This window comes from Parasutterella secunda (assembly GCF_016901835.1).
GTDB lineage: Bacteria > Pseudomonadota > Gammaproteobacteria > Burkholderiales > Burkholderiaceae_F > Aphodousia > Aphodousia faecavium.
Map to the genome: position 1 here is coordinate 19,088 of NZ_JACJKX010000007.1, position 21,162 is coordinate 40,249.

The window sequence follows — 21,162 nt, forward strand, 5'->3', positions numbered from 1 at the left end:
AAGGTGTATGAAAAAGACTTCAAACGACCCTAACGTAGCGAAATTGTTTGTCAATAAAAAACCCGCCGAAGCGGGTCATAGTTATCAATCTTTCTTTGCTGCAGACTCTGCTACATCCTTTGCTGTTTCTACTATTTCCTCAGATTGTTTTAATTTGTCCTTGGCCATACCAATAACTTCTTTACCAAAATCAGGTACACGCTTAAGTGCGTCTCGGAATTCTGCTGATTGAATTAGTTCATGAATTGGGCTCCCCGAAACACGTCCATCAACAAAACGCAAAGGGGCCTCATCATATCGGTCAATAGTTGAAGCCAAAATCCTTTTCTGAAGTTCTGGATCTTGTTGCTCTGCTTCCCTTCTAAAACCTTCATATGAAGCTGAAACAGCGGCTTTAAAACCGTAATCCTCTCCTAATCTGAAATAATAACCAACTTGTTTCGTAGCTAACCACGCTAACCAAATTGGAGCACCAATCAGTGTTATGGAAATTAAAAGATTTACCGAAATCACATAAGGATCACTAAAAAGTCCATCTTTCATTAATTCATACAACTGATCTGCTCTCCAGTACGAGGCTCCGACTGCCACGCTTAGAGATAAAATTAAAATTCCAGTCCAAATCCAACCTATAGTTTGAAGCTCGGTTTTTCTTTTTCCAAATGAACCGGCTAATCCAGTTGTCATTGATGCTGCGAGAGCCGAATCACACTTTCTCAAAATTTCTTCGATCTGTCCCTCGGTTTCCTTAATATATTCTCTATGATTTTCTGACTCTCGAAATATTTCGGAAATCACTTTTTCTTTTTCCGTAGAACTTTCGTGCAGTGTAGTTATGTCTGTATTAGCCTTCTTAAGTGACGAAAGCGTTTCAGGTAATTCTTGAGCTGCAGAGTCAGCTTCTAAAATTCGTTTAACAGATTTATCAAGATCACCTACTTCATTTTCCATGCCATTAAGGCGAAGTTTTAACGCTTCTATTCGGTTTGATTCGGCTTTTGAATCCTTTTGAAGTCGTTTACTCGGAATCCCAATTCGCGATTCATCAAGTAACCAATGAATCTTGTTAAGTGTTATATAAAATGATGTTACAGTAGAATTCCAATAGTTAGTGTCATATAAAAAGCGAACAGATTTTTTTGCCCAGTGATTCAAAGCTTCGGCATATTTTTTAATCTCTTTTTCAAACTCTTCGGTTTCTTCAAATTCGTACTCTCTTATGTAATTAGATAAGGAATCCAGATCAGTAATAAGATCACGCCAATAAAATAAAGGCGCATGCTGGCTCAATACAGAAATTGATCTAACCTCAGATTTAAAAATGTTTTCTATCTGCTTGGATGTTTCAGTAATTGCTTCCTGTAAAACATCTAAGGATCTTACTTCAATTTCATTTGTTTCCATAAACAAACTCCAACACTGGTTGGAGCTTAACGGTTAATAACGATTCCTATACATAAACCTGCAAAGAATCCAAAAAGTGTCCAACCAAGAACTAAAAAATAAATTCCGAGGGGATTCATTTTACAAACCTTTTTGTTATGAAAAAAGCCCTCCGGCATGGCATTCGGAGGGCTAAGAACTTGAGGTACTTCGCATGGCCTCGGGCCTCTCGACCCAACCTCTCACGAAGCACAGCTACAGATCATTTCATTGGTTCCCTAATCCTGATACAGTACGAATGAGCAGAAAAACGTACCAAAAATAAGGAACCAGTGAAATGAACCCGTTTTATGATGCTATTAGAAAGATCAACTCTCCCGAATTTCAGGAAGCGCTAAAAACAGCGCGTTTGGCACAAAGAGCTATCGGACAAATTGATCCAAGGGCACTAAGCACGGCATACAACTTATATCGCAATCAAAAACATAACCTCTCACTAATACAGGAAATCCATAAAGCTGGCGGTTTCAATAATCTTTCGCAAGTTTTTGCTGAGTTGAATCAATATCGACAAATAAGGGAACAAATCTCAAAAAACTTTGATATTGATGATTTCGATAAACTATCTTTAGCTATCAATGATGCAACGCATTCCCCGACCTTTGCCACAATTATTGAAAAACCGGAAACTGTAGAAGTAGAAGATATTATTCAGGATTCCCATTTTGAAAAATTCTTCAGTTTAGCTAAACACTATGGGATTGAACCTAAAGACATGGTGAATTGGCTAATTGAAATTCTTGCGATTATGGTTCCATTGATCTTTAGCCTTCTTAATAACAGCAGCAACACCAACGTCACCATCAATAATCAAATAACTATTTGCCCTTCTTCAAATAGTCAACCTCAGCTAGAGCCTGATGCAACTTTCGAAGAAGCTCAAAGTAATCCTGCTCTAAAGTCCGAAGATGTCTAATCAATTCGGAAAACCTTTGAGTTCTGTCATAGAGTCTAAACAAGATACAGGTCAATGCAATCAAAATCAGGATATTTATAACTGTAACAACCGTGTTCGGACTCATTGATTGACCCCTAAAAAAGCCCTCCGGATCACTCTGGAGGGCTGAGATTGTGTTTGAGGTACTTCGCATGGCCTCAGGCCTCTCGACCCAACTTCTCACGAAGTGTAGTCATAATAGCTCACTTTTGTAACAGTCTACTAATTCACTTTTGTTATTTCCATCCTACATCTTCATCTGCTTCAAGCGAACTCAACTCTGATTTTCTTGCTCTTTCGACATCGTGTAGGGTTGATCTCTGAATGTAAGGTGCTTCATACTTCATCAACTTCACCATCAAATAGAACATCTGAGACAGTTTCGCAAGACTGAATACACAAAAGGCAAAGATTAATGCAGACAAAGCCAAGTCTGACTGTTCCCAAAGATTGTTCAATTTCTCACTTAAAACAACATAGACAATCAATACAACCTCCAAACTAAGACAAGAGCCTGCACAAATTAAAAGGTCTTTACAGAAATCCGACAAAAGAGTTTGCCCCGGACGATTATGCTTAGGCATCTCATGGAGAAATCGAACAACACTACTTCCGAAGAGGAAAGCCAAGGAGGAGACATAAAAACCGAAAAATACAGAGAACATCACCCCTATTAACGAAACGGCATCAGGATTAAGACCAATTTCGAAGTAATACGCCAGTACACCAATAAGCAGTGAAGCACTGACAATTAGCTTATTGTCGCCCAGCATCGTCTAGCTCCAATATGCGTTTGATTAGCTCATTTTTGACAACATTAGGATCAAACAAGCCACGATCGGCACTCTTTTCAACCAAAACTGAAATCCGCTCGTTGAATTGAGTAGGGTTAAAGACCTTTTCAATCGCTTGATCTCCAACACCAGAGCAAATCAAATTGTCCAAGCTGTTTTGAAAATATGCTTCTTCCAGAGACTTCAACCCCTTCAAGAAACCTCTCTTTTTAGGTGAGTCAAAAACAAGTTTGAGCTGGAAGGACTTGAGATCGGCCATCTCATCGACCGCAGAAATCTTAAAAAAGTCAGAGTTAAAAAGAGTAGGTTTAGCAGTAAAGCTTATCTGACCGACCTTTTGGATGATAGACTCAAACTCTTCAGGACTTTTGTATACATTACTCAACTCCCAAGTTATACCATTAGTCTTGGTAGTTTCATTGAAAAGCTCAATGATCGCCCTGCGCTTTTGAAAATCTGATATGTAAAACTCTCTTTTTTTCATATCGTAGAGGCAAAAGACTTGGTTTCGCAACTCAGTCTCATTGGCTGTTCGCGGGTTTTGTTCTTCGAGTACCTCTCCTTCTGGACTTTCGACTGCGATTGTCTCAGCCAAAGGAAAGGTCAGTCCTGCCTTAATAAACCAGAACCAAAACCGATCGCCTGCCTGCGCTTCAATGCTGCAGATCAAATCTTTTCGACCAACTTTATGCAGGTGACCACCGATCTTACTGTTCAATAGTAACAAGTCATCAATATCAGGATCCTTCGGGATTCCGTCTTTATAAATTGAGAGCACATTACGATAAAATCGGAGCATTTGGAAGTTTTCCAGAAAGTTACACTCTCTGTAATTATAAATTCCCATAATTACTATCCTCTACCAACTATGTAACACCACCAACTAACATGGCCCTACTACAGAACATCATCAAAATCGGTACCAATATTCAAATATGCAGCAAGGTACCGATCGGTCAACTCAAGTTTTCTATAAAGTGACACTCTCGACATTTTGAGAAGCTTGGCATTAACTTCCATCGTTCGCCCTTCAGGATCTAAATAAACCACTTTGATAACCGCCTTCAAATCTGATGGAAGTTGAGCCACCGCTCTATCAGTTTCCAAAGCTTCTTCTGTCCCGGCAGCAATCGGAGCCATAGTTACCGGCACACCATCTACTCTTACACTCATTCTTGGACTTTTAACCGTACCGGCTTGAGCAACGGTGAAGTACCACGTTTGCCAACGCTTTAAACGCTCCTCTATTTCTTTGATACGAGCCATCAATCGTTCTCCGCAATGCCGGTAATGGTCTGAATCAAACCTACAGCCCTCTGCATGTCAAAAAGATGAACCTCCGGAGCGGAAACCGTCACTTCCATTCGCAGCGTTTCGTGACATTTGGCTAAGAGCGCATCAACATGCTCAAACGCTTTTTCACACTTAGCCATCTCCTCACAGTCACCATCAAAACGAGCTTCGTTGTAGTGATCGGCCAAAGTGCGACGGTAAATCATCAGTTTTTCATACCAGTAAGCCCTTTGAGACTGATCATTGAGCGTTTCACTCTGAGAATCCATGAAAACGTAACGAATTTCAGCCATAAAAGTCTCCGCTTCAAAGACTGTGCATACCCTGTGCAGGGTTTGTGCAGGGGTTGTGCAGGGTTTTAAAATAAACTTTCTTCCGTTTTTTCAACAAGTTATTTAATACTGTGCAGGGTGTGCAGGCTTTAAGCGAAATTGTCCGCGCATATACACGCGCGTGGACGCACCCGCGCCAGCGCGCACACGCAAGAGACTTTTCCTTTTTAGGGTGCACAGCCTGCACAATGTCATTTTTTCTATTAAAAAACAACAAATTACAAAATTTCACACCCTGCACAAACCCTGCACACGTGTCTGCACACCCTGCACAAATTCTCAGTTGTGCAATGCTCAGAAAAAGGCAAAAAATCGTCAAAATCCCAAACATCAATACTCTCCAATACGGATATTTTTAGTGTTTTTAATGACTTTTAACTGAAATTCACGCACGTAGCATGCAATTTGATCATTTTCAGAATAATTCTTGAATTTATCTCTCGGACACTCCGGAAGGTAAATTGTCAACTGCCTAGAATCGAGCATGTCACCGTATGAGTTCTCTACACTCAACTCATCAATTCGTTGTCCGGGAGCGAAAATTTTCACGCGCTTGCGAGCCGAAGGCATGAAATGACCCAAAGCAATACCAAAGTTTGTCATGTTGGGTAAGAAGCGCTCACCGTTTTGTTTCGCCCACATCTGAAAGGCTTGATACAAGTGGATGATGGCCACCGGCCCCACCGGATACTCCGTATCCCCATTTAACCAGTCCTCAATGAAACGGCGATCTGCGCTCACACCCATTCGGATCAGCTCTTGATGTCCCTGTGTTTCCAATGGTTTTGTTGAAGGTGCAAAATCCTGCAACGGATAGTCCAAAAGATACTGGTAGAAAGCCTCCACGCCACCGCTATTCGCCTCAGCCGCGAGTGCGTCAAAATACGCCTGGGGGTGACTCTGATTGACGATCACACACATATGGCGTCGATCCATCATGTCAAGCAGTAAAGGTTGATCTTCGTTTGATAGAAAAACAAAGTTGGTTAAATTCGGCTCTTTCCACCCGGCAATGTTTTTCTCATTGAGTTGGTGATAAAGACCGGTAATCATGGTCTTTAACTGATTCTTTAAGATGCGGCGGTCAGCACTGGCTACCACTTCATCACCGACACAGTAGAGCTTATGAGACAACCACGCATTAAACGATGACTGCAGCATGGCTTGATTAATCGTGTCGCTGTAAAGCGGTCCATAGATACGCTGCATGATCTGTTCAAAGAACTGGTTCTTGCCCGTTCCTTGTCTGGATCCGTAAAAGAGCAAACACGTGTGCATCTTGGCACCCGGGTGCTGCAGAGGATAAGCCAGCCACTTGGTGACCCAGTCAAAAACCGTGTCATCACGACCACACAGGTTATAGAGGTGCTCCACGATCAGGTGACAGGACTTGCTCGCATCCGGTTTGATGGGCCACCCCTTAAACATATTGATGCAACCCTCTGGCACATTGCCGGAGGGAATAAACACCAGATCCTCATCCGTGGCCGACTTACGCTTAGGCGACTCCAACCATAAGTCAATGGCGTTCTTGCCCCACCAAGGTCGGAGCTTGTCTAATTTGACGAACTTGCACTTCTCATAATCCCAAACGTCATCACGACCATACATGAGCACGTAACGATCGCAGAGATAATCAATCGAAGCGCGACCGGCTTTCTTTGCCTTACCATCACCGATTGGATTCAGTTTGGAAGCATCCAGTTGCTTAGTGCAAACCTCTGTTCCCTCTTCCACTTCCAAATCATTGAAATCGGTACCCTTACTACCTTTAGTCGAAAAGACCGGAAAAACCACACAGCAGTGATGTTTTTTAGCGGCAGCCAGGGCTTTTGTTTTGCCGGCATTGGCAAAATTGAGTTTGTGCTCAATCTGTCTGCCATCCAATGTGTATTTCACATATCCCGTGACGCTCTGAGAGCCGTCAATTCGAGCATAACCTACATCTACTTCAATATCGCCGTATTGTTCGGTGTGAAAATACTGTTTTTTGCCCTTGGAAGTCGCAGAAATTTCAGGCTTTACCCCGAACTTTTCAAAGAACGCTCTGGCACGAATCAAAACATGGCGATCATCATCACCGGCAATGACGATTTTCGCATCCGGCATCTTTGCCCGGATCCCTGCGATCACCGGCTCAAGATTACCGGCATTAAATGCAACGATGACCGGAAGCTTAGTGGCATGGTGCACACTGCAGCCTGTGGCGTACCCTTCAACAACGTAGACTGTCTGTTGCGGATCCTGGCTTAAGCTGCCAATTTTGAAATACGCCCCGACAATGTCAGAACCGGTAAGGAAAATCTTATTGACACCATCCTCATTTTTCTCCGGGAGGATGGTTTGCATACCTACCATCTTTCCCCGATACATAGGAATAATCATGTTCCCATGTATAAATCGGGCGCCATAGGGTTTAATCTTTTTATCAACACAGTATTTGAACGTAACCGGCACTTCATCATGAGCACGGGCCCACATCCATTCAGCGGTTTGTGCGGCTTTCTGTGCGCGCTCGCAAGCATCCTTTTGATTTCTGATTTGAGCTTGCTTTGCGAATTCTTTAGCTTCTTTTCGCTCTTCAGGTGTCCAGTTGTGAGTGGATGCTTTGATGATGTACTTTTCGTCACGTATGCCAAAGGCTCCGGAATAGTAGACTTTCCCGGACTTCGTGAAATTTTCATAAATGATGTACCAAGCGGATTTTTTATTCTTTTTCTGATCCGCCGGTTGAAACCGCTGAAACTTAGCCGTCCCCGCCTTCAGCTCATAGCCCGCCGGCACAAAGATGCCAACGGCAGCCATTTGGTCAACAATGTCCCTTAAATCCGATGCCATGCACCACCCCAAACTCTCTTAATGCCTAAACTGTAACAAAGACGTTAGACAGTCCGAAAATTCATTTTTTCTTGTTTTTAGAAAACGAAAATTGCCTTTTGTTGCTGGTTGCCAATACAAATAGCCTTGGCAAACCAATGCTGAAACAGCTTTGTAAAAGCTTGGCTTCGAAATCCCTAACGCCCGGCGAATCTCAAGCGCCCGCGCGCTGCCATGACTATCCAAAAAATCCACTATGGGCTTGTGCCACACTGAAGGACGGCCTACAGGTCTACTTTTTTGCATCGTCATCCTCCCGGACTTCGTAAATTGCAAAAGAGATCGCAAGGATCTTTTCAAGTTGCTTATGAATTCGGTACGCCTGGCGCTTGAGCTGTGCTTTTTCAGCACCGTCGATCTGACCGTCTCGAACAGAGAGCTCATACTCTTTGGACAGCTCTCCGAGCTCTTGCGTCAGTCGATTGAATTCAGTCAGAAGTTCAGAGCGGTCACGGATCCCTGCAGGAATGACCTCCAGGAACACACCCCCGGACTGGCGGGCGACCTCATTGGCAAAGTGCTTGGTACCGGAGAACTCCTGCATCAAAAGCGCGTCCTCAACCGAAACAGATTGCCCCTTCTTTTCGTAAATCCGGTTTTTCAAAGCGTCAAAGCTGTAACCCAAGGCTGAAGCCATCGCCACCAAGCCACCGGGGAACGCTCTACACATCGCAATGTACGTAGCTCTCATCATGTTGTCTCCCACCCTAAGCCTGGTTCTGGTGTGGTTTACCAGCGTCCGTTTCACCGCTACGCTTGAAGTTAAGCAATTGGGCACGAGTGACCGCGCCCTTAGTCGCTTCTTCAATGCGACTGGCGTAGTCGGTCTCGCCGGTCCAGTCTGTGCGTGGTAAAGAACCCTTTTCTACCCATCGGTAGATGGATTGATGCCTTACACCACAGGCTTGAGCCAGTTTGCACAGACCGACAATTTCAATTGCTTTTGAGATTAAGTTTTCTTTCATAATCTCGTAATGTAGCCGAAAACTACATTATAAGCAAGTTCTAAAATGTATGAAGGTGCATACTTATGCCATGAGTAACAATCTCGAAGATTTCTCAATTCGACTTAACGAGATTTTGGACGACATTGGCGTACCACGAAGAGGTCGTTTAGTTACTCTTGCAAGGCGTTTTAACATCACTCATCCGAGTGCGAAAAAGTGGATGGATGGACAAGGCTATCCTGACACAGATCGCCTGATAGAGCTGGCAAAATGGGGCAATACAAGCCTCGATTGGCTACTCACTGGTAGAGGTCAGAAACGTCCTCAAGACCTCAATGCATCGCAAGAGTTTCAAGATACTGTAGAACTTCTCAGGAAAGCCAATCCACAGCAATTAAAAATGATTAAAGCTGTGGTAGAAACTCTCGTTAAACAGTCTTAAATCGCTACATTCTTTTGATTTATATCAATAATGTAGCTAAAAGTTACTCAGTGTTTTGTTGCTTAAAGTAACATTCTTTCCATCAACAGATGGAGAGAAAAATGTCTGTCAATTCTTACAACCCCAATTCCCCTGCCACGGTCAATGCTCTGACCCAAGCACAACTCTTAAACGCTCGTATTGATACTTTGATTGAAAAGCTGCAGAAGTCCAAAGATGAGTTGGATTCATTCATCAAACTGGCTTCCACCGGCGCGATCATCAGCACTTTGTCCGCTCCGAAAACGGAAACCATTGAAGAAGCTGCTTATGCACTTCGTGGTGCTCAGGCAATCGGCGATGCTGCTTACATGACAAGCACAGCGATCAAGAGCTGCACGGAAACTTACAACAATTTCTGCCGTCTGGATCTCCCCAAGGCTGCGTAACGACTAACGGCCCGGTTGCGGTTGGTCCTCCGAAACCAAATCCTTAACCGCCAAGAGGGAGCCGGGCCACCCATTTCAAGGACAAAAAAAATGCTAAGCAATCAAGAAATCTGGATTGGATTCGTCAAACGAGTCTTTGCAACCAGTAGTGACCTGCAATCTGCAGCTAGGCGTTTACACAAAGGACACGATTTAATCTTTGGCGAAAAAGCAACTAAAGATTCGCAGACCTTGGAAGAAAAAGATCGCGCCAAGAGAGCGATATGGGCGGCATGTTTGAAATGTGCAGAAAACTCTGATGAGTATGTTGATGATGTGGCCGCTCGATTAATAAAAGCGCACAACATTATTTTCAAAAACAACAACTAATTTTACGGCCCAAAGTCGTTACCTTTGAGCAATTTCTGTTCCCTTGAACTACCTGCGATGGCGGGCCACCAGACACCATGAAAAAGAAACCTCAAATGAGCATTCGAGCATACCGAGCCGCACTCTCTGAACTCTTAGAGAGCACCAGCCTAACAATTGCATCTGAAGTGTGCTTCAAGCTTTGGGATGACTATATCTCTAACGGGATCTATTTAAACCCGGAATACGTTAAAGCCGATATCGCCTGCGCAGAAGGTCACTTAACCAACCCACCGGAAGTTCTCCCTGAAGAGGGAATAGAAATCAATCCCGGCAGCCGATGCTTTGCTTTCTACCTCTGTGATGACCAGCAGCGCGGCTGCCTCATGCAGACCGAACTTCGTCTAAGCAATCGTTTGACGACTTCAGAACTGAGACAACACAAAAAGAATGTTCTGAGCTTGATCCGGTTGTTCGGACGATATAACCCCTATTTTGGAAGGAGAGGTGTTCATGCTTGACCTTGAAGATGAAATCGAAAACGCCAAAGAACCTCCCACTGTCAGTCTGCGTGTTAACAACGACACGAAACTCGAACTGTGGATTTGGACCAAAGAGTATGAACCAGAAAAGTTTTTACTGATTGCCAAATTGGTCAAAGACGGCGTCACTTACCGTTCCTGGGCCGATGCAGTCCGGGATTACATAGACATGACGCACCTGCGCAATTGGATCCTGAAAGATTGCGAGGATCTGATGGATTCAAACGGCTTGGATCTCATATTCAAATTTATGAACCGGTACAAGTACGAGCGTCCGGCCAAGGTTAAGCATGTTTATCAAGCATTGCTGTAGGAGAAAAGAAATGACAAATGCACAATTTTTTTGCTTAGGTTTTCAACTTCTCATGTTGATGGGTAGTGTAATTTTGATGAACCAAGGAATCCATAAAAAGCTGCATTCTCTCCAAAACGAAATCTTTGGATTGGAAGTTGATTTATCCAATTTGATTAAAAAACTAAATGGTATCCAATGTTTGGCCTCTGGACGTGGAACATACACGGATGATGATTCAACTATTAACTCCTCTGAGAAAGAAGATACAAAAGAAAAATCATCTATGGGAGAACCTTCTTTATAAAGCTTTGAGCTGATTTGACCTCCGGCAATTTCAATTTTCTTGATGCTAAAAGGCCATTCTTCAGCAAGGATAAGGATGTTTAATACAAAAGTTCTATCTTGAAGGGCAAACGGAGTAACCGAAAGCCTACAAGCAAACCGATTTTCTTTTTGAAGATTGTGAATCATATTTGCAAGCGTCAACAAGACGGTTAAGCCTGTAAACAAGGCAACTAAGTCCATTAAGCCCTCCTTGTGGTTTGTTTATGAATTTGCAACTCACATTCTACAAGGAGGCATCTGAACAAAAGGTTAGAAATGAAAACAGTTAAAAAAGTGATTCATGTCCAAAGAACCGATCGCCGGATCTCAATGATTGCCCGGCACTATGGCGTAACTCATCAGCTCAATAAAACAATGGAAGAACTGTTTGAGCTTTTTATGACGATCCTCAAACTCCGCTTGATGATCTTTCTCGGCCGGGAGAAACAAGCACATTTTGAACACATGTATGAAGAGATGAGCGATGTCCGCATCATGATTGATCAAGTTGAAGTTTTAACCGCATCCACAGCTCGCTGCAGAGAGATCCGAGAGAGCAAGTTAGAACGGCAGTTAACCCGAATTCAAACGGAGGCGAAATGAACCACTTCCAAGACTTTATTTCGTTTTTCTTAATACTCGCAGCCATGATTTGCATATTGTCGATGCTTGCTGGATTTTTCTTAGCAATCGGCATGCACATCGCTGAAGTCTTTATTGGTGCGTAGGAGAAGTCATGTATTGGCAGTCGTTAAAAAAGATCAAACCGGATCCGCAAAAAATTCTTTTCTTACACGTCAACGGGATCTGCTATTTCGCTAAAGCAGCCATTCTCAGAGATGGCCAAATGATTTTTGCTGTGTCTTATACGTTTAAAGCGCTGCTGGACATCAAAAATGAAATGCTCCCGTTCTTTACGTTTGAGCAACTCTGTCGCCGAAATGCTTTTTGGTCACTTTACTCAAAACCGTAGGTAATTCAATGAACTGGCAAATGATTCACAACGTTCCCCCGAGCAAAGGATCCCTTTTCGTTTTTCTTTCAAGAAATAAGGAAGCTCAAGAAATTTTCTTCGGTGTCTTAATCAGTGAGGATCTCGTTTTATGTGGTCAATCTATCCGAGAACTTAAAACACGACCTACATTGACCTTCCTTAAAGAATTGATCAAGCATTCAAAAAATGACAAGCCAATTTGGTGGTCACCATTTATTTTGCCGTGAGGAAAAAATGGCATACGAAGTTAGAAATATCGCAAAGATGGCAGATGACGAACTGGCCAGAAGAAAGGACGTTTTATCCTATTTCAGGATCTCTCAGGCTACGTTGCACGACTGGAGAACCAGGAAAGGTTTCCCTAAACCCGTCAATGGCAATGCTTCAACCCCCTACTGGAGGGCTGGAGATGTTAAAGCGTATCGACCGGGAAGCTGAAACGACAAGGGCCTCAAATGAGGCCCAATGAGTAACTCAATTTATATGGGAACTGTGGGTTAGCGGATGCGTTCAGAAATCCCAGCATCTTTCAATGTTTTGTTAGCTGTAAAACGAGATTTGGTATGACGATCTACTGTCACATTAACCTTACCATTTCCCCAAATCTCATGATCCCCTTTCCCGTGACGAACTAAGTAAAACCCGTACCGTTTTAGGATCTCTACGACTTTATTGTAGAAACCATTCATGATAATTGATGAATAGGACGTAAAACGGGATCAAGTCTAACTTTGTCGTCAGTCTTGCCTAAGCAAATTTCTTCAGCTTCCTCGAGGGCAATTCGAATTTCCTTAAAGATGCCATCCCAAGTATCCGACTCCACTGTAAGTCCAAATTCAGGCAAGAAATCATCGCTCGTGGCGACAAAAACCTTCGCTTCATCGTCATACATAACGAATACACGCACACGAAGGGGCAAACCCAAACGGGCAAAGAACTTCCACCCGATAAAACCGACCGGGTAAGCAAATCTCATAATTACTCCTCCTTGATGTAGGATGAGTATAAATACATAACTAGACGTTATACAACTTTTAACGGCCTAAAATTGCCAAAAAAACCGAATCTAAATCGTACAAACTTTTGTTCAATCAGAGATGTAAAATTTTTAAGTTTTTGATTTTATGATAAATACGATGCCGATCCCGGCACCAAAAACGCTTAAATAATCAAAAACTTTCTTTGGTTATTTAAGCGTTTTTCTTTTCAGACAACCTTCTTTAATCCCCGATTCCTCTCCTCGACTAGTATATCGAAGTTTTTTAACGAGATTGAGAAATTTCAGCGACATCCAGATGACAAAGTCCCCCTGAAAGCGACCTTTTCTATCTCAAAACAGGCGAGACAATCGCTTCCCTTCCGAACTCAAATCCCTCTCGATTTAACATTGATTGATCGGCACGATCTCTCGTTCGGTCATTTAAGTTCAATATTATTTTATATTTATTAAACAATTTAATTAACTGTTTTTTAATATTATAAAAATATTAAACAGCCATTATCATTGTTTAGATTGCATACTGAGAATATCCACGACCTCGTACACACTGGCATAGCCGCGGGCAAAACCCTCTTTAGAAGGTCCACAATCGGTAACAATCATTTTGACCTGAACCGGCGTGCCGTTTTTGATACCTTGAGTGATGGCATCATAGCGCTCATAGAGTTCACCTGTTTTATCAACAACCCAAAATTCGGATGAACTGCCGACAGGCTTAAAAGAGCGCACTTCGTGCGCAATCACAAGTGTGCCTTCCGTTTCAAATGCTTTTGAGTCGGAGTGAACAGAAGGTGTCTGACTCGTGCAAGCGACCAGTATCGGCAAAAGAGCCGACGCAACCATGTAGGCGATCTTTTTCATCCGTCCTTCTCCTGTGTTCATCTGTCTTTCTCTATTTATTTTAGAAATAGACAGGGCGGAAGGGGGAAAAATGTATTGCTAAATGTCACCCCTGTCTTTTTCTCTTTTCCAGTACTTCCAACTGCTTTTCCTGAATGGCGGCCTGCTCCTTGGCGCTTGCCGAATGCGTGACGAGATAGACACCGGCAAAAATCAAAAGAACGGCTAATGCTTTGGTCCACGACAGAGAATCGAGTCCCATGGCCGCTGCTGCCAAACAGCCCACAACCGGTTGCACATAGTTATACATGGCGGCCACCGTGGGCTTTAAGTTGCGCTGCCCGATCACAATGAGCAAATAGGAACAAAAGGTGCCTCCCACGACCACATAGGCGATACTGAGCCACTCATGAAGGCTCAGGGATAGCCATTGAGTGGTTGCTAATGACGTCACGGAAAAAGGCAGCATACAAAGCGTGGCAAAGGTAAACATCCACTTCATGGTCGTAAAGAGACTGTAACGTGTGACCAGGTCTTTGAATTTCACCACGTAAAACGCAAAACTCAACTGAGCGCTTGCGACCAACAGGTCACCCCAGACATTGCTTTCTATCGCGGGATTAGCCGCCACATCGGTTTTAGACAAAATAAGCGTCAATGCCCCGATGGCACCCATGGCAATACCGATGAATTTTTTAAGCGTAATCGGATCTTTTAGCAGAAATGCCGCCAGAACCATTGCCCATAAAGGCATACTGGAAGTCAGAATGGTCGCATTTCCCGGAGTCGTTAATCCGACACCGAAAATATAACTGCCTTGGTTGAGTGTAATGGCAAAAAGAGAAGCAAAAAACAACCGCAGAAGATCCGGTTTGGAAACGGTTTCGTGCGGAGCAAAAAATGACGCAAACCAAAAAAGAACCGCTGCCCCCAGCACGCGTAAATCCGTCAGAATCAAGGGGCTCACCAAGCCTCCCACCATGACCACTTTGGCAATCGGCGCCATCAAACCCCAAATGATATTGGCACCCGCTGCACAGCCGTGCCCCAGTAATGCTGACTGCCTGACCATAACGATCCTTTCCCTTTTGACCGAAAAAACGAAGCCATTATAGTCGTCACATCCGTCCATACCATTGCGACGAAAGGATATTCGGGCAAGTCCTCTATTTCGAATTACCTATGACTGGCTTAGAATGTCACTATTTGCGTTTCTACTAAAAGGCTCTCAATCATGATGAAGCAATCGCTTTGGGCTCTGGCGGCGGCCGCCTGTTTTTCATTCATGGCCGTGTTTGTCAAGCTCTGCAGCGGCCACTTCGGATCGTTGGAACTTGTTTTTTACCGATCCTTAATCGGTATCGTCACGATTTCCATGTTCGTGCATTCTCAGGGTCTTTCACTTCGCACAGAACACTTAGGCGGACACATTAAGCGTGCGGTTTTGGGAACCATTTCGGTCGGCCTGTGGTTTTTCACCATCGGTCAGATGCCGCTTGGCACCAACATGACCCTGATCTACACAACGCCGCTGTTTATGGCCGCGAACTTCATCATCCTCGCCTTTATTAAAAAAGAGAGAGCGCCTTGGGGCGTGATTCTTGCCATCGTTTTCGGTTTTGCTGGCGTCACGACCGTTCTGCAGCCCACCTTTGATGAGGGTTACCTGATTCCGGCACTCATTTGTCTTTTTGTCTCTTTCATTGATTTGATCGTGTACTGGCAGATCAAAGAACTCGGCAATCTCAAGGAACCCTCCTGGCGGATCGTCTTTTACTTCTCCACGTTCGGTGCAGTCTTCGGCATCTTGGGCAGCTACCTTCTTGAAGACGGCATGCATATGCCCACCCTCGAATCCGGTGCGTACCTGATCGGCATGGGTATTTGCGCCACACTCGGTCAGATCTGTACCACGCGCTCCTACGCCTACGGCAATATGCTCTTAAGTTCCTGCCTGGGCTTTTCGGCCATTCCCTTCTCCGCACTCATAAGTTTCATGCTCTTTAGCGAAACGGTTGCCATGATGGGATTAATCGGTATGGCCATGATCATTATTGCAGGCGTTTGCGCTACTATTTACACCAAACGGACGGAGGCAGCTAACAAAGCCGGTGAGGCTGCAGCCTCCTCATAAACATTTCCATTCACTAAGAGGTTTAAAAATGGATAAGAAAGAAACCCAAAAAGAAGTTCAAAAAGAACAGGCCCCCGTTCAACAGGAACCCAACGTTTGGGTGTGCGATGCCGTGGGCGTCACGCACTGCGATGTGAGCGACAAGGGCGTTATCTACACCGTTACGTGGACCGACTTTATGGGTCTGCAACATTCTGCCAAGATCAAACGCGAAGATTGCTACTTTGACTTTGTCAATGTTTTGAAGACCTTGGTCAAGGGCGGTTATCGCTATAACACGATGATTGCTCAGGCCCCTGCCATTATTCAACAACGCCTCACCGCTTTCCGTCCTTCTCAAGAAAGCGTGAAAAAGGCTATTGAATCCATGAAGAAATAATCGTTAAGATTGTTTCTCCCAGGCGAAGCCGCTCGGTTTCGCCTTTTTTTGTGTCCGGTAACGCAATGTGCTTATGTTCCGTGTCACGCAAAAGCGCTTCTTCGTCTATATTGGGATGTGTTGATCTGATTGAATGTAGGAAAGGCCATGACTGACTCCGTTTTTTCTTCCGTAAGCACGCTGCCCGATGATCCGATTTTAAGTTTAACGGGCAAATTTTTAGCCGATCCCCGAGACTGCAAAGTCAATCTGGGCGTCGGCATGTACCTCGATGAAAACGGTGTCACTCCGGTTTTGGATGTGGTCCGCGAAGCCGAAGAAGCCATTGCCCTCTCCCATCGCCCCCATACTTATATTCCGCAGACAGGTCTTCCTCTTTACGATCGTTTGGTTCAAGAGCTCCTATTCGGAAAAGACAGCGAAGTTGTCACGTCCAAGCGAGCCTGCACAGTGCAAAGCTTAGGGGGCACCGGAGCCCTTAAACTGGGTTGCGATCTGATGTATTGGGCCTGCGGCCTGAGAGTGGGAGCAGCCTCTGTTCCGACCTGGGGCAATCACAATGATATTTTGGAGCGCTCAGGCTACACTGTCGCTGCCTACCGCTACTATGACGCGGGTACTCACGGACTCAATTTTGAGGCTATGTGTGAGGATCTGAAAAAATTGCCTGCCAAAACGCTCGTCATTTTGCACGCCTGCTGCCATAACCCCACAGGATACGATCTCGATGCCAATCAGTGGTCGGAAATCATCGATATTTGTAAGCACTGCCAACTTGTCCCTTTCCTTGATTTAGCCTATCAGGGTTTTAAAGCAGGACTTGAGGAAGACTCATTGGCCGTGCGCCTTTTTGCGGATTCCGGCCTTGACTTTTTAGTGGCCTCTTCATTTTCCAAATCGTTTAACCTCTACAGCGAAAGAATCGGCGCGCTCACTGTTGTGACGCATTCTGAGAATGAAGCCTTGCGAGTGGCCTCCCATCTGAAGTGCTGCGCCCGGGCCAATTACTCAAATCCTGCAGCCTTCGGCGGTCGGATTGTCGAACGAGTCTTAAGCGACCCGGACAAATTTGCCCACTGGGAAAAAGAGTTAGCCGGCATGCGAAATCGAATCCTTGCCATGCGTCAGGCTTTAGCCGATGAAATGCGAGCAATCGGTGCCAAGCGCGATTTTTCCTTTGTGACGGAGCAAGCCGGGATGTTCTCTTTTACCGGTTTAACGCCTGAGCAGGTCGATCGTCTCTCTTCGGAATTCGGTATTTACGCTGTTCGCAACGGCCGAATCTGCGTCTGCGGCTTAAATCGGAAAAATGTGGCCTACGTCGCCCGCAGCTTTGCGGCGGTACTGTGATTGATACCGGCTATGGCTCTAGAAGAAAAGCCGCTTTGTGTAGTTTTAATCGGGATTCCGTATTCGGGCAAATCCACTTTTGTGTCCGAACACGCTTGGCTTAGTCAATTGGCGCGAATCTCTTTTGATGAGGAAGTGCTCGAACTCGCCCACGGCGACTACAGCAAATGGGCTGAAGTCGCCCAACAGGCAGGCCTCAATATTGATGAAAAACAAAATGCTTTGATCCAAGCGAAGCGTTCATTTTTGATAGACAAAACAAACGTTTCAACACTTGAGCGCGAAAAACTTATCGCCGAGTTACAGAGCCACGGTTATCAGACCGTTGCCATTGTTTTTGAGCCGCCCGAGGCAAAAGAGCTCAAGCGCCGCATCCAAAAACGCTCGGACAAAATCATTTCGCCTGAGGTCATCACTCAAATGCACCGCAATTTTGAAAGCGGCAAAGCCGATCTATTCAGGCAATTTGATTCGGTTTTGTTCGTTTCTCAAAACAAAACTATCACCGTTAAAAAGTAGTTCCAGTTTTTTTGCCAGATTTTTTAACCTTCAATTTGCCTCTTTTCATTTGAAAAAGCACGTGCCGTCTCTGAACGATCCGAGCTAATCTGGGTTAGAATACAGGTTTGTTTTGATGATTGATTTTTCACGGGATTTTTTATGATTACCGATCACGATGTTTACCAGTGCCGTCTGCAAACCATTCGCGACGTCATCCGCTATGCCATGACGCAATTTGAAATCAACAATATTTTCTGCGGACACGGTTGTGCGGACACCTATGAAGAAGCTTATTTTCTGGTTTTGCGCTCACTGAGACTCAATTTCGAAGACTCCGACCGTTTCTGGGATGCAAGGGTATCAAACGCCGAACTGAAGATGCTCCTTGATCGGATTGAAAAGCGTGCGGTTGAAAAGATCCCGACCCCTTACCTTTTGCAGGAAGCCTGGTTGACCGAGCATCCCTTCTACTGCGATGAACGCGTGATCATTCCCCGCTCGTATATCGCCGAGCTTTTAAAAGACGAATTGGCGCCCTGGGTTTCCAATGCTGATAACGTCACCCGCGTGCTCGATCTTTGCACGGGTTCGGGCTGCCTCGGTATTTTGGCCGCTGAAGTGTTCCCCAACGCCAAGGTCGATTGTGTGGATATCAGCCAGGACGCACTCGATGTGGCCAAAATCAATGTCGAGCGCTACGGCATGCAGGATCGCATCGAACTCATCAAGAGCGATCTCTTCAATGAATTGGGTGACCGTCAATACGATGTCATCATCAGTAATCCTCCCTACGTGACGCAGGAAGCGATGGATAATCTGCCCGCCGAATACCGTCATGAACCGGCTCTGGCTTTAGGCGCAGGCGATGACGGCCTGGATATTGTCCGTCGTTTGATGACCGATGCGAAAGCCCATTTAACCAATAAAGGGGTGATGGTCGTTGAAGTGGGTGACGGTAAAGATGCCTGTGAAGCAGCCTATCCGAAGGTTCCCTTTACGTGGCTTGCTACCGAAAATGAAGATGCCATGGTGTACCTATTGCGAAAGGATGAACTTCCGTAATGCTTAGACTCCAAGACGTCAGTCTCATGCGAGGCGTGCGAGTGCTGTATTCGCACGCCACACTTTTGGCTAATCCCGGCGAACGCATCGGCTTGGTCGGTGAAAACGGCTGCGGAAAATCAAGCCTCTTGGGTGCCATTTTGGGCGAAGTCCCGATTGAAGCAGGCGACATTACTGCGCCGGCCCCTGAAAATATCGGTCACGTCGCCCAAGACATCGATACCGTGGACGAAGTCGCGATTGATTGGGTTTTGTCCGGCCATGCGCCCCTGGTTGCCGCCAAAAAAGCCCTTGCAGAAGCTCATGATGACATGAGCGCAGCGCAGGCTCATGCTACGTTAGCCGAACTCAATGAAGGCGCCATTGTGGCGCAGGCCAAAATTATTCTTCACGGCCTGGGCTTTACCGAAGAGATGACCGGCCATCGGGTCAAGGATTTTTCGGGCGGTTGGCGAAACCGCCTGGCCCTGGCCCGAGCGCTCATGTGTCCGGCTGAACTTCTGCTTTTGGACGAACCGACGAACCACTTGGATTTGGACAGCGTCATTTGGCTTGAAGCGTGGCTTAAGCGCCAGCACGCCACGACACTCATCATCAGCCACGACCGTGAGTTCCTCGATCGTTGTGTGGGCACCATCTGGAGTATTGAAGACGCGACCATCAGACGTTACTCCGGCAACTACAGCGCCTTTGAAGCTTTGCGTATCGAAAGACTTCGGGCACAGGATGCTGCAGCCAAAGCCTACGAACGCGAAAGCGCTCACCTGCAAAGCTATATTGATCGCTTCCGCTACAAGGCCAGTAAAGCACGCCAAGCGCAATCGCGCATCAAAATGCTTGAAAGACTCAAAGCTGTTGAGCCCGTGCGCGCTACGCGCGAGTGGCGTTTTGAGTTTTTAAAGCCTGAAAGACTCCCCGAACATTTGGTTGAGGCTCAGGAAGTCAGTCTCGGCTACACCGATAAACTCATTCTCAGGGATGTGAAATTTTCCATCCGCGCCGGTGAACGTATCGGTGTGCTGGGCGTAAACGGTGCCGGTAAATCAACTCTGATCAAAGGCATTTGCCAAGAGCTCATGCCCATGAAGGGAGAATTCCGGTTCGGTCAAGGTCTTCAAATCGGCTACTTTGCCCAGCACCAGTTGGAACAACTCCGAGAAGATGAAACGCCCCTGCAGCATCTGCGTCATAAAGCACCCGAAGAGCGAGAACAGGTCTTGCGTGACTTTTTAGGCCGTTTTCGATTTAGCGGCGATATGGTCAACGCCCCTGTCAAACCTTTCTCAGGCGGCGAAAAGGCAAGACTTGCGCTGGCGCTTTTAGCTTGGGACAAACCCAATCTTATCGTCCTGGACGAACCGACGAACCATCTGGATATGCAAACGCGTGAGGCGCTCACGATGGCACTTTCCTCCTTTGAGGGATCCGTGCTCCTTGTTTCTCACGATCGGCATTTGCTCGCCGCGACGACCGAACGCTTGATGCTCGTGCACGAAGGAAAGGTGAGCGAATTCGACGGTGACCTCGATGACTATGCCAAGCTGGTTTTGGAAAGCCGCAAGGCTTCTCTTGCCGCCGAAAAAGTTAAAAATGAGGCAGCCGCACCTTCTGTTAATAAAAAGGAAGCCCGCCAACAGGCCGCCCTTGAGCGTCAGCGTATCGCCAATTTGAAGAAACCCCTTCAAAAAGAACTCGCTCAGGTTGAAAAAGAACTCAATCCGTTAAGCGATGAACTCAAAGCGCTTGACGCAAAATTGGCCGATTCCGAGTTTTATACTCAGGGCGATCAGGATGAAGTGGCCGATGCCCTCAAACGCCGCGGAGAAATCAGCGCCAAAGTCGAAGAACTGGAAGCGCGCTGGTTGGAACTCTCCGAAGCCATAGAAGCTGTTGTCTAATG

General features: G+C 45.5%; 28 protein-coding genes. 15 read left to right on the forward strand and 13 right to left on the reverse strand.

The genetic code is table 11. From position 1 onward, the window contains the following. Nucleotides 1-84 precede the first annotated feature (84 nt). Nucleotides 85-1,404, reverse strand: a complete 1,320-nt coding sequence (locus H5985_RS04860) for a hypothetical protein (protein WP_205050187.1) — start codon at nt 1,402-1,404, stop codon at nt 85-87. A 316-nt stretch (nt 1,405-1,720) separates the two neighbouring features. Here H5985_RS04860 and H5985_RS04865 point away from each other — a divergent pair, with 316 nt between their 5' ends. After that, on the forward strand, nt 1,721-2,359 hold the full coding sequence (locus H5985_RS04865; RefSeq protein ID WP_205050188.1) for a hypothetical protein: 639 nt from the start codon (nt 1,721-1,723) through the stop codon (nt 2,357-2,359). Between the two features lie 257 nt (nt 2,360-2,616). Here the strand turns inward: H5985_RS04865 and H5985_RS04870 are convergent, their stop codons facing one another. The 7 genes from H5985_RS04870 to H5985_RS04900 form a co-directional block, all read right to left on the reverse strand. Beyond that, on the reverse strand, nt 2,617-3,153 hold the full coding sequence (locus H5985_RS04870) for a hypothetical protein (RefSeq protein ID WP_205050189.1): 537 nt from the start codon (nt 3,151-3,153) through the stop codon (nt 2,617-2,619). Then, complete coding sequence (locus tag H5985_RS04875; RefSeq protein ID WP_205050190.1) at nt 3,137-4,021, reverse strand: hypothetical protein; 885 nt, start codon at nt 4,019-4,021, stop codon at nt 3,137-3,139. Before H5985_RS04875 ends, H5985_RS04870 begins: the two co-directional genes overlap by 17 nt. A 50-nt stretch (nt 4,022-4,071) precedes the next feature. Next, the gene (locus H5985_RS04880) at nt 4,072-4,440 is read right to left on the reverse strand and encodes a hypothetical protein (protein WP_205050191.1); all 369 of its coding nucleotides are present in this window, start codon (nt 4,438-4,440) and stop codon (nt 4,072-4,074) included. Further along, nucleotides 4,440-4,760, reverse strand: coding sequence for a hypothetical protein (locus H5985_RS04885; RefSeq protein WP_205050192.1), 321 nt, complete (start codon nt 4,758-4,760; stop codon nt 4,440-4,442). The genes H5985_RS04880 and H5985_RS04885 overlap by 1 nt, the downstream gene beginning before the upstream one ends. A 369-nt stretch (nt 4,761-5,129) precedes the next feature. Further along, nucleotides 5,130-7,637: a DUF5906 domain-containing protein gene (locus H5985_RS04890; protein WP_205050193.1), complete on the reverse strand. Its 2,508-nt coding sequence runs from the start codon at nt 7,635-7,637 to the stop codon at nt 5,130-5,132. A gap of 271 nt (nt 7,638-7,908) precedes the next feature. Beyond that, entirely contained in the window at nt 7,909-8,370 is a 462-nt protein-coding gene (locus H5985_RS04895) for a YmfL family putative regulatory protein (protein ID WP_205050194.1), read from the reverse strand. A gap of 13 nt (nt 8,371-8,383) precedes the next feature. After that, on the reverse strand, nt 8,384-8,641 hold the full coding sequence (locus H5985_RS04900) for a YdaS family helix-turn-helix protein (RefSeq protein WP_205050195.1): 258 nt from the start codon (nt 8,639-8,641) through the stop codon (nt 8,384-8,386). Nucleotides 8,642-8,711: 70 nt separating this feature from the next. Here H5985_RS04900 and H5985_RS04905 point away from each other — a divergent pair, with 70 nt between their 5' ends. The 5 genes from H5985_RS04905 to H5985_RS04925 all read left to right on the forward strand — a co-directional run bounded on the left by H5985_RS04905 (nt 8,712) and on the right by H5985_RS04925 (nt 10,696). Next, a complete protein-coding gene (locus tag H5985_RS04905; protein ID WP_205050196.1) occupies nt 8,712-9,065 on the forward strand; it encodes a helix-turn-helix domain-containing protein in 354 nt (117 codons plus the stop codon). A gap of 101 nt (nt 9,066-9,166) precedes the next feature. Further along, nucleotides 9,167-9,493, forward strand: a complete 327-nt coding sequence (locus H5985_RS04910) for a hypothetical protein (RefSeq protein ID WP_205050197.1) — start codon at nt 9,167-9,169, stop codon at nt 9,491-9,493. 90 nt (nt 9,494-9,583) lie between these two features. Continuing rightward, nucleotides 9,584-9,862, forward strand: coding sequence for a hypothetical protein (locus tag H5985_RS04915; protein ID WP_205050198.1), 279 nt, complete (start codon nt 9,584-9,586; stop codon nt 9,860-9,862). Between the two features lie 95 nt (nt 9,863-9,957). Next, nucleotides 9,958-10,362, forward strand: a complete 405-nt coding sequence (locus tag H5985_RS04920) for a hypothetical protein (protein WP_205050199.1) — start codon at nt 9,958-9,960, stop codon at nt 10,360-10,362. Next, nucleotides 10,355-10,696, forward strand: a complete 342-nt coding sequence (locus tag H5985_RS04925) for a hypothetical protein (protein WP_205050200.1) — start codon at nt 10,355-10,357, stop codon at nt 10,694-10,696. The genes H5985_RS04920 and H5985_RS04925 overlap by 8 nt, the downstream gene beginning before the upstream one ends. 42 nt (nt 10,697-10,738) lie before the next feature. On the opposite strand, the gene H5985_RS04930 is transcribed toward H5985_RS04925, so the two are convergent. Beyond that, nucleotides 10,739-11,203, reverse strand: coding sequence for a hypothetical protein (locus tag H5985_RS04930; RefSeq protein WP_205050201.1), 465 nt, complete (start codon nt 11,201-11,203; stop codon nt 10,739-10,741). Nucleotides 11,204-11,278: 75 nt separating this feature from the next. On the opposite strand from H5985_RS04930, the gene H5985_RS04935 reads away from it, so the two are divergent. From H5985_RS04935 to H5985_RS04940, 3 genes are read left to right on the forward strand one after another with little or no spacing between them, the layout of a single operon-like run. Beyond that, the gene (locus tag H5985_RS04935; protein ID WP_205050202.1) at nt 11,279-11,605 is read left to right on the forward strand and encodes a nucleoside triphosphate pyrophosphohydrolase family protein; all 327 of its coding nucleotides are present in this window, start codon (nt 11,279-11,281) and stop codon (nt 11,603-11,605) included. Further along, entirely contained in the window at nt 11,602-11,730 is a 129-nt protein-coding gene (locus H5985_RS09540; RefSeq protein WP_275096327.1) for a hypothetical protein, read from the forward strand. Before H5985_RS04935 ends, H5985_RS09540 begins: the two co-directional genes overlap by 4 nt. Before the next feature lie 8 nt (nt 11,731-11,738). After that, nucleotides 11,739-11,975, forward strand: coding sequence for a hypothetical protein (locus H5985_RS04940; RefSeq protein ID WP_205050203.1), 237 nt, complete (start codon nt 11,739-11,741; stop codon nt 11,973-11,975). Nucleotides 11,976-12,493: 518 nt separating this feature from the next. On the opposite strand, the gene H5985_RS09645 is transcribed toward H5985_RS04940, so the two are convergent. From H5985_RS09645 to H5985_RS04960, 4 genes are all read right to left on the reverse strand, one after another. After that, the gene (locus H5985_RS09645) at nt 12,494-12,685 is read right to left on the reverse strand and encodes a type II toxin-antitoxin system HicA family toxin (protein WP_205050204.1); all 192 of its coding nucleotides are present in this window, start codon (nt 12,683-12,685) and stop codon (nt 12,494-12,496) included. Further along, nucleotides 12,682-12,972, reverse strand: a complete 291-nt coding sequence (locus H5985_RS04950) for a DUF1902 domain-containing protein (protein ID WP_205050205.1) — start codon at nt 12,970-12,972, stop codon at nt 12,682-12,684. The genes H5985_RS09645 and H5985_RS04950 overlap by 4 nt, the downstream gene beginning before the upstream one ends. Before the next feature lie 525 nt (nt 12,973-13,497). Beyond that, nucleotides 13,498-13,857: a hypothetical protein gene (locus H5985_RS04955; RefSeq protein ID WP_205050206.1), complete on the reverse strand. Its 360-nt coding sequence runs from the start codon at nt 13,855-13,857 to the stop codon at nt 13,498-13,500. Between the two features lie 85 nt (nt 13,858-13,942). Beyond that, complete coding sequence (locus H5985_RS04960) at nt 13,943-14,908, reverse strand: DMT family transporter (RefSeq protein WP_205050207.1); 966 nt, start codon at nt 14,906-14,908, stop codon at nt 13,943-13,945. A gap of 162 nt (nt 14,909-15,070) precedes the next feature. Between H5985_RS04960 and H5985_RS04965 the strand changes: the two genes are divergently transcribed. The 6 genes from H5985_RS04965 to H5985_RS04990 all read left to right on the forward strand — a co-directional run bounded on the left by H5985_RS04965 (nt 15,071) and on the right by H5985_RS04990 (nt 21,160). Next, nucleotides 15,071-15,970, forward strand: coding sequence for a DMT family transporter (locus H5985_RS04965; RefSeq protein WP_205050208.1), 900 nt, complete (start codon nt 15,071-15,073; stop codon nt 15,968-15,970). A 28-nt stretch (nt 15,971-15,998) separates the two neighbouring features. Continuing rightward, nucleotides 15,999-16,349 (forward strand): hypothetical protein, encoded by a 351-nt coding sequence (locus H5985_RS04970; protein ID WP_205050209.1) that lies wholly within the window; start codon nt 15,999-16,001, stop codon nt 16,347-16,349. Between the two features lie 147 nt (nt 16,350-16,496). Beyond that, nucleotides 16,497-17,699: an amino acid aminotransferase gene (locus tag H5985_RS04975; RefSeq protein WP_205050210.1), complete on the forward strand. Its 1,203-nt coding sequence runs from the start codon at nt 16,497-16,499 to the stop codon at nt 17,697-17,699. 12 nt (nt 17,700-17,711) lie between these two features. Beyond that, entirely contained in the window at nt 17,712-18,218 is a 507-nt protein-coding gene (locus tag H5985_RS04980; RefSeq protein WP_205050211.1) for an ATP-binding protein, read from the forward strand. Nucleotides 18,219-18,359: 141 nt separating this feature from the next. Next, complete coding sequence (gene prmB / locus H5985_RS04985; RefSeq protein ID WP_205050212.1) at nt 18,360-19,262, forward strand: 50S ribosomal protein L3 N(5)-glutamine methyltransferase; 903 nt, start codon at nt 18,360-18,362, stop codon at nt 19,260-19,262. After that, nucleotides 19,262-21,160, forward strand: a complete 1,899-nt coding sequence (locus H5985_RS04990) for an ABC-F family ATP-binding cassette domain-containing protein (protein WP_205050213.1) — start codon at nt 19,262-19,264, stop codon at nt 21,158-21,160. Before prmB ends, H5985_RS04990 begins: the two co-directional genes overlap by 1 nt. Nucleotides 21,161-21,162 lie beyond the last annotated feature (2 nt).

What these genes read in the sequence shown, in the direction of transcription:
- H5985_RS04860 (WP_205050187.1), bottom strand. Translation starts at nt 1,404, where the DNA reads ATGGAAACAAATGAAATTGAAGTAAGATCCTTAGATGTTTTACAGGAA.
- H5985_RS04925 (WP_205050200.1), top strand. Translation starts at nt 10,355, where the DNA reads ATGCTTGACCTTGAAGATGAAATCGAAAACGCCAAAGAACCTCCCACT.
- H5985_RS04965 (WP_205050208.1), top strand. Translation starts at nt 15,071, where the DNA reads ATGATGAAGCAATCGCTTTGGGCTCTGGCGGCGGCCGCCTGTTTTTCA.
- H5985_RS04890 (WP_205050193.1), bottom strand. Translation starts at nt 7,637, where the DNA reads ATGGCATCGGATTTAAGGGACATTGTTGACCAAATGGCTGCCGTTGGC.
- H5985_RS04880 (WP_205050191.1), bottom strand. Translation starts at nt 4,440, where the DNA reads ATGGCTCGTATCAAAGAAATAGAGGAGCGTTTAAAGCGTTGGCAAACG.
- H5985_RS09540 (WP_275096327.1), top strand. Translation starts at nt 11,602, where the DNA reads ATGAACCACTTCCAAGACTTTATTTCGTTTTTCTTAATACTCGCAGCC.
- H5985_RS04940 (WP_205050203.1), top strand. Translation starts at nt 11,739, where the DNA reads ATGTATTGGCAGTCGTTAAAAAAGATCAAACCGGATCCGCAAAAAATT.
- H5985_RS04935 (WP_205050202.1), top strand. Translation starts at nt 11,279, where the DNA reads ATGAAAACAGTTAAAAAAGTGATTCATGTCCAAAGAACCGATCGCCGG.
- H5985_RS04865 (WP_205050188.1), top strand. Translation starts at nt 1,721, where the DNA reads ATGAACCCGTTTTATGATGCTATTAGAAAGATCAACTCTCCCGAATTT.
- H5985_RS04910 (WP_205050197.1), top strand. Translation starts at nt 9,167, where the DNA reads ATGTCTGTCAATTCTTACAACCCCAATTCCCCTGCCACGGTCAATGCT.
- H5985_RS04875 (WP_205050190.1), bottom strand. Translation starts at nt 4,021, where the DNA reads ATGGGAATTTATAATTACAGAGAGTGTAACTTTCTGGAAAACTTCCAA.
- H5985_RS04975 (WP_205050210.1), top strand. Translation starts at nt 16,497, where the DNA reads ATGACTGACTCCGTTTTTTCTTCCGTAAGCACGCTGCCCGATGATCCG.
- H5985_RS04915 (WP_205050198.1), top strand. Translation starts at nt 9,584, where the DNA reads ATGCTAAGCAATCAAGAAATCTGGATTGGATTCGTCAAACGAGTCTTT.
- H5985_RS04970 (WP_205050209.1), top strand. Translation starts at nt 15,999, where the DNA reads ATGGATAAGAAAGAAACCCAAAAAGAAGTTCAAAAAGAACAGGCCCCC.
- H5985_RS04955 (WP_205050206.1), bottom strand. Translation starts at nt 13,857, where the DNA reads ATGAAAAAGATCGCCTACATGGTTGCGTCGGCTCTTTTGCCGATACTG.
- H5985_RS04960 (WP_205050207.1), bottom strand. Translation starts at nt 14,908, where the DNA reads ATGGTCAGGCAGTCAGCATTACTGGGGCACGGCTGTGCAGCGGGTGCC.
- H5985_RS04920 (WP_205050199.1), top strand. Translation starts at nt 9,958, where the DNA reads ATGAGCATTCGAGCATACCGAGCCGCACTCTCTGAACTCTTAGAGAGC.
- H5985_RS04980 (WP_205050211.1), top strand. Translation starts at nt 17,712, where the DNA reads ATGGCTCTAGAAGAAAAGCCGCTTTGTGTAGTTTTAATCGGGATTCCG.
- H5985_RS09645 (WP_205050204.1), bottom strand. Translation starts at nt 12,685, where the DNA reads ATGAATGGTTTCTACAATAAAGTCGTAGAGATCCTAAAACGGTACGGG.
- H5985_RS04950 (WP_205050205.1), bottom strand. Translation starts at nt 12,972, where the DNA reads ATGAGATTTGCTTACCCGGTCGGTTTTATCGGGTGGAAGTTCTTTGCC.
- H5985_RS04900 (WP_205050195.1), bottom strand. Translation starts at nt 8,641, where the DNA reads ATGAAAGAAAACTTAATCTCAAAAGCAATTGAAATTGTCGGTCTGTGC.
- H5985_RS04895 (WP_205050194.1), bottom strand. Translation starts at nt 8,370, where the DNA reads ATGATGAGAGCTACGTACATTGCGATGTGTAGAGCGTTCCCCGGTGGC.
- H5985_RS04905 (WP_205050196.1), top strand. Translation starts at nt 8,712, where the DNA reads ATGAGTAACAATCTCGAAGATTTCTCAATTCGACTTAACGAGATTTTG.
- prmB (WP_205050212.1), top strand. Translation starts at nt 18,360, where the DNA reads ATGATTACCGATCACGATGTTTACCAGTGCCGTCTGCAAACCATTCGC.
- H5985_RS04885 (WP_205050192.1), bottom strand. Translation starts at nt 4,760, where the DNA reads ATGGCTGAAATTCGTTACGTTTTCATGGATTCTCAGAGTGAAACGCTC.
- H5985_RS04990 (WP_205050213.1), top strand. Translation starts at nt 19,262, where the DNA reads ATGCTTAGACTCCAAGACGTCAGTCTCATGCGAGGCGTGCGAGTGCTG.
- H5985_RS04930 (WP_205050201.1), bottom strand. Translation starts at nt 11,203, where the DNA reads ATGGACTTAGTTGCCTTGTTTACAGGCTTAACCGTCTTGTTGACGCTT.
- H5985_RS04870 (WP_205050189.1), bottom strand. Translation starts at nt 3,153, where the DNA reads ATGCTGGGCGACAATAAGCTAATTGTCAGTGCTTCACTGCTTATTGGT.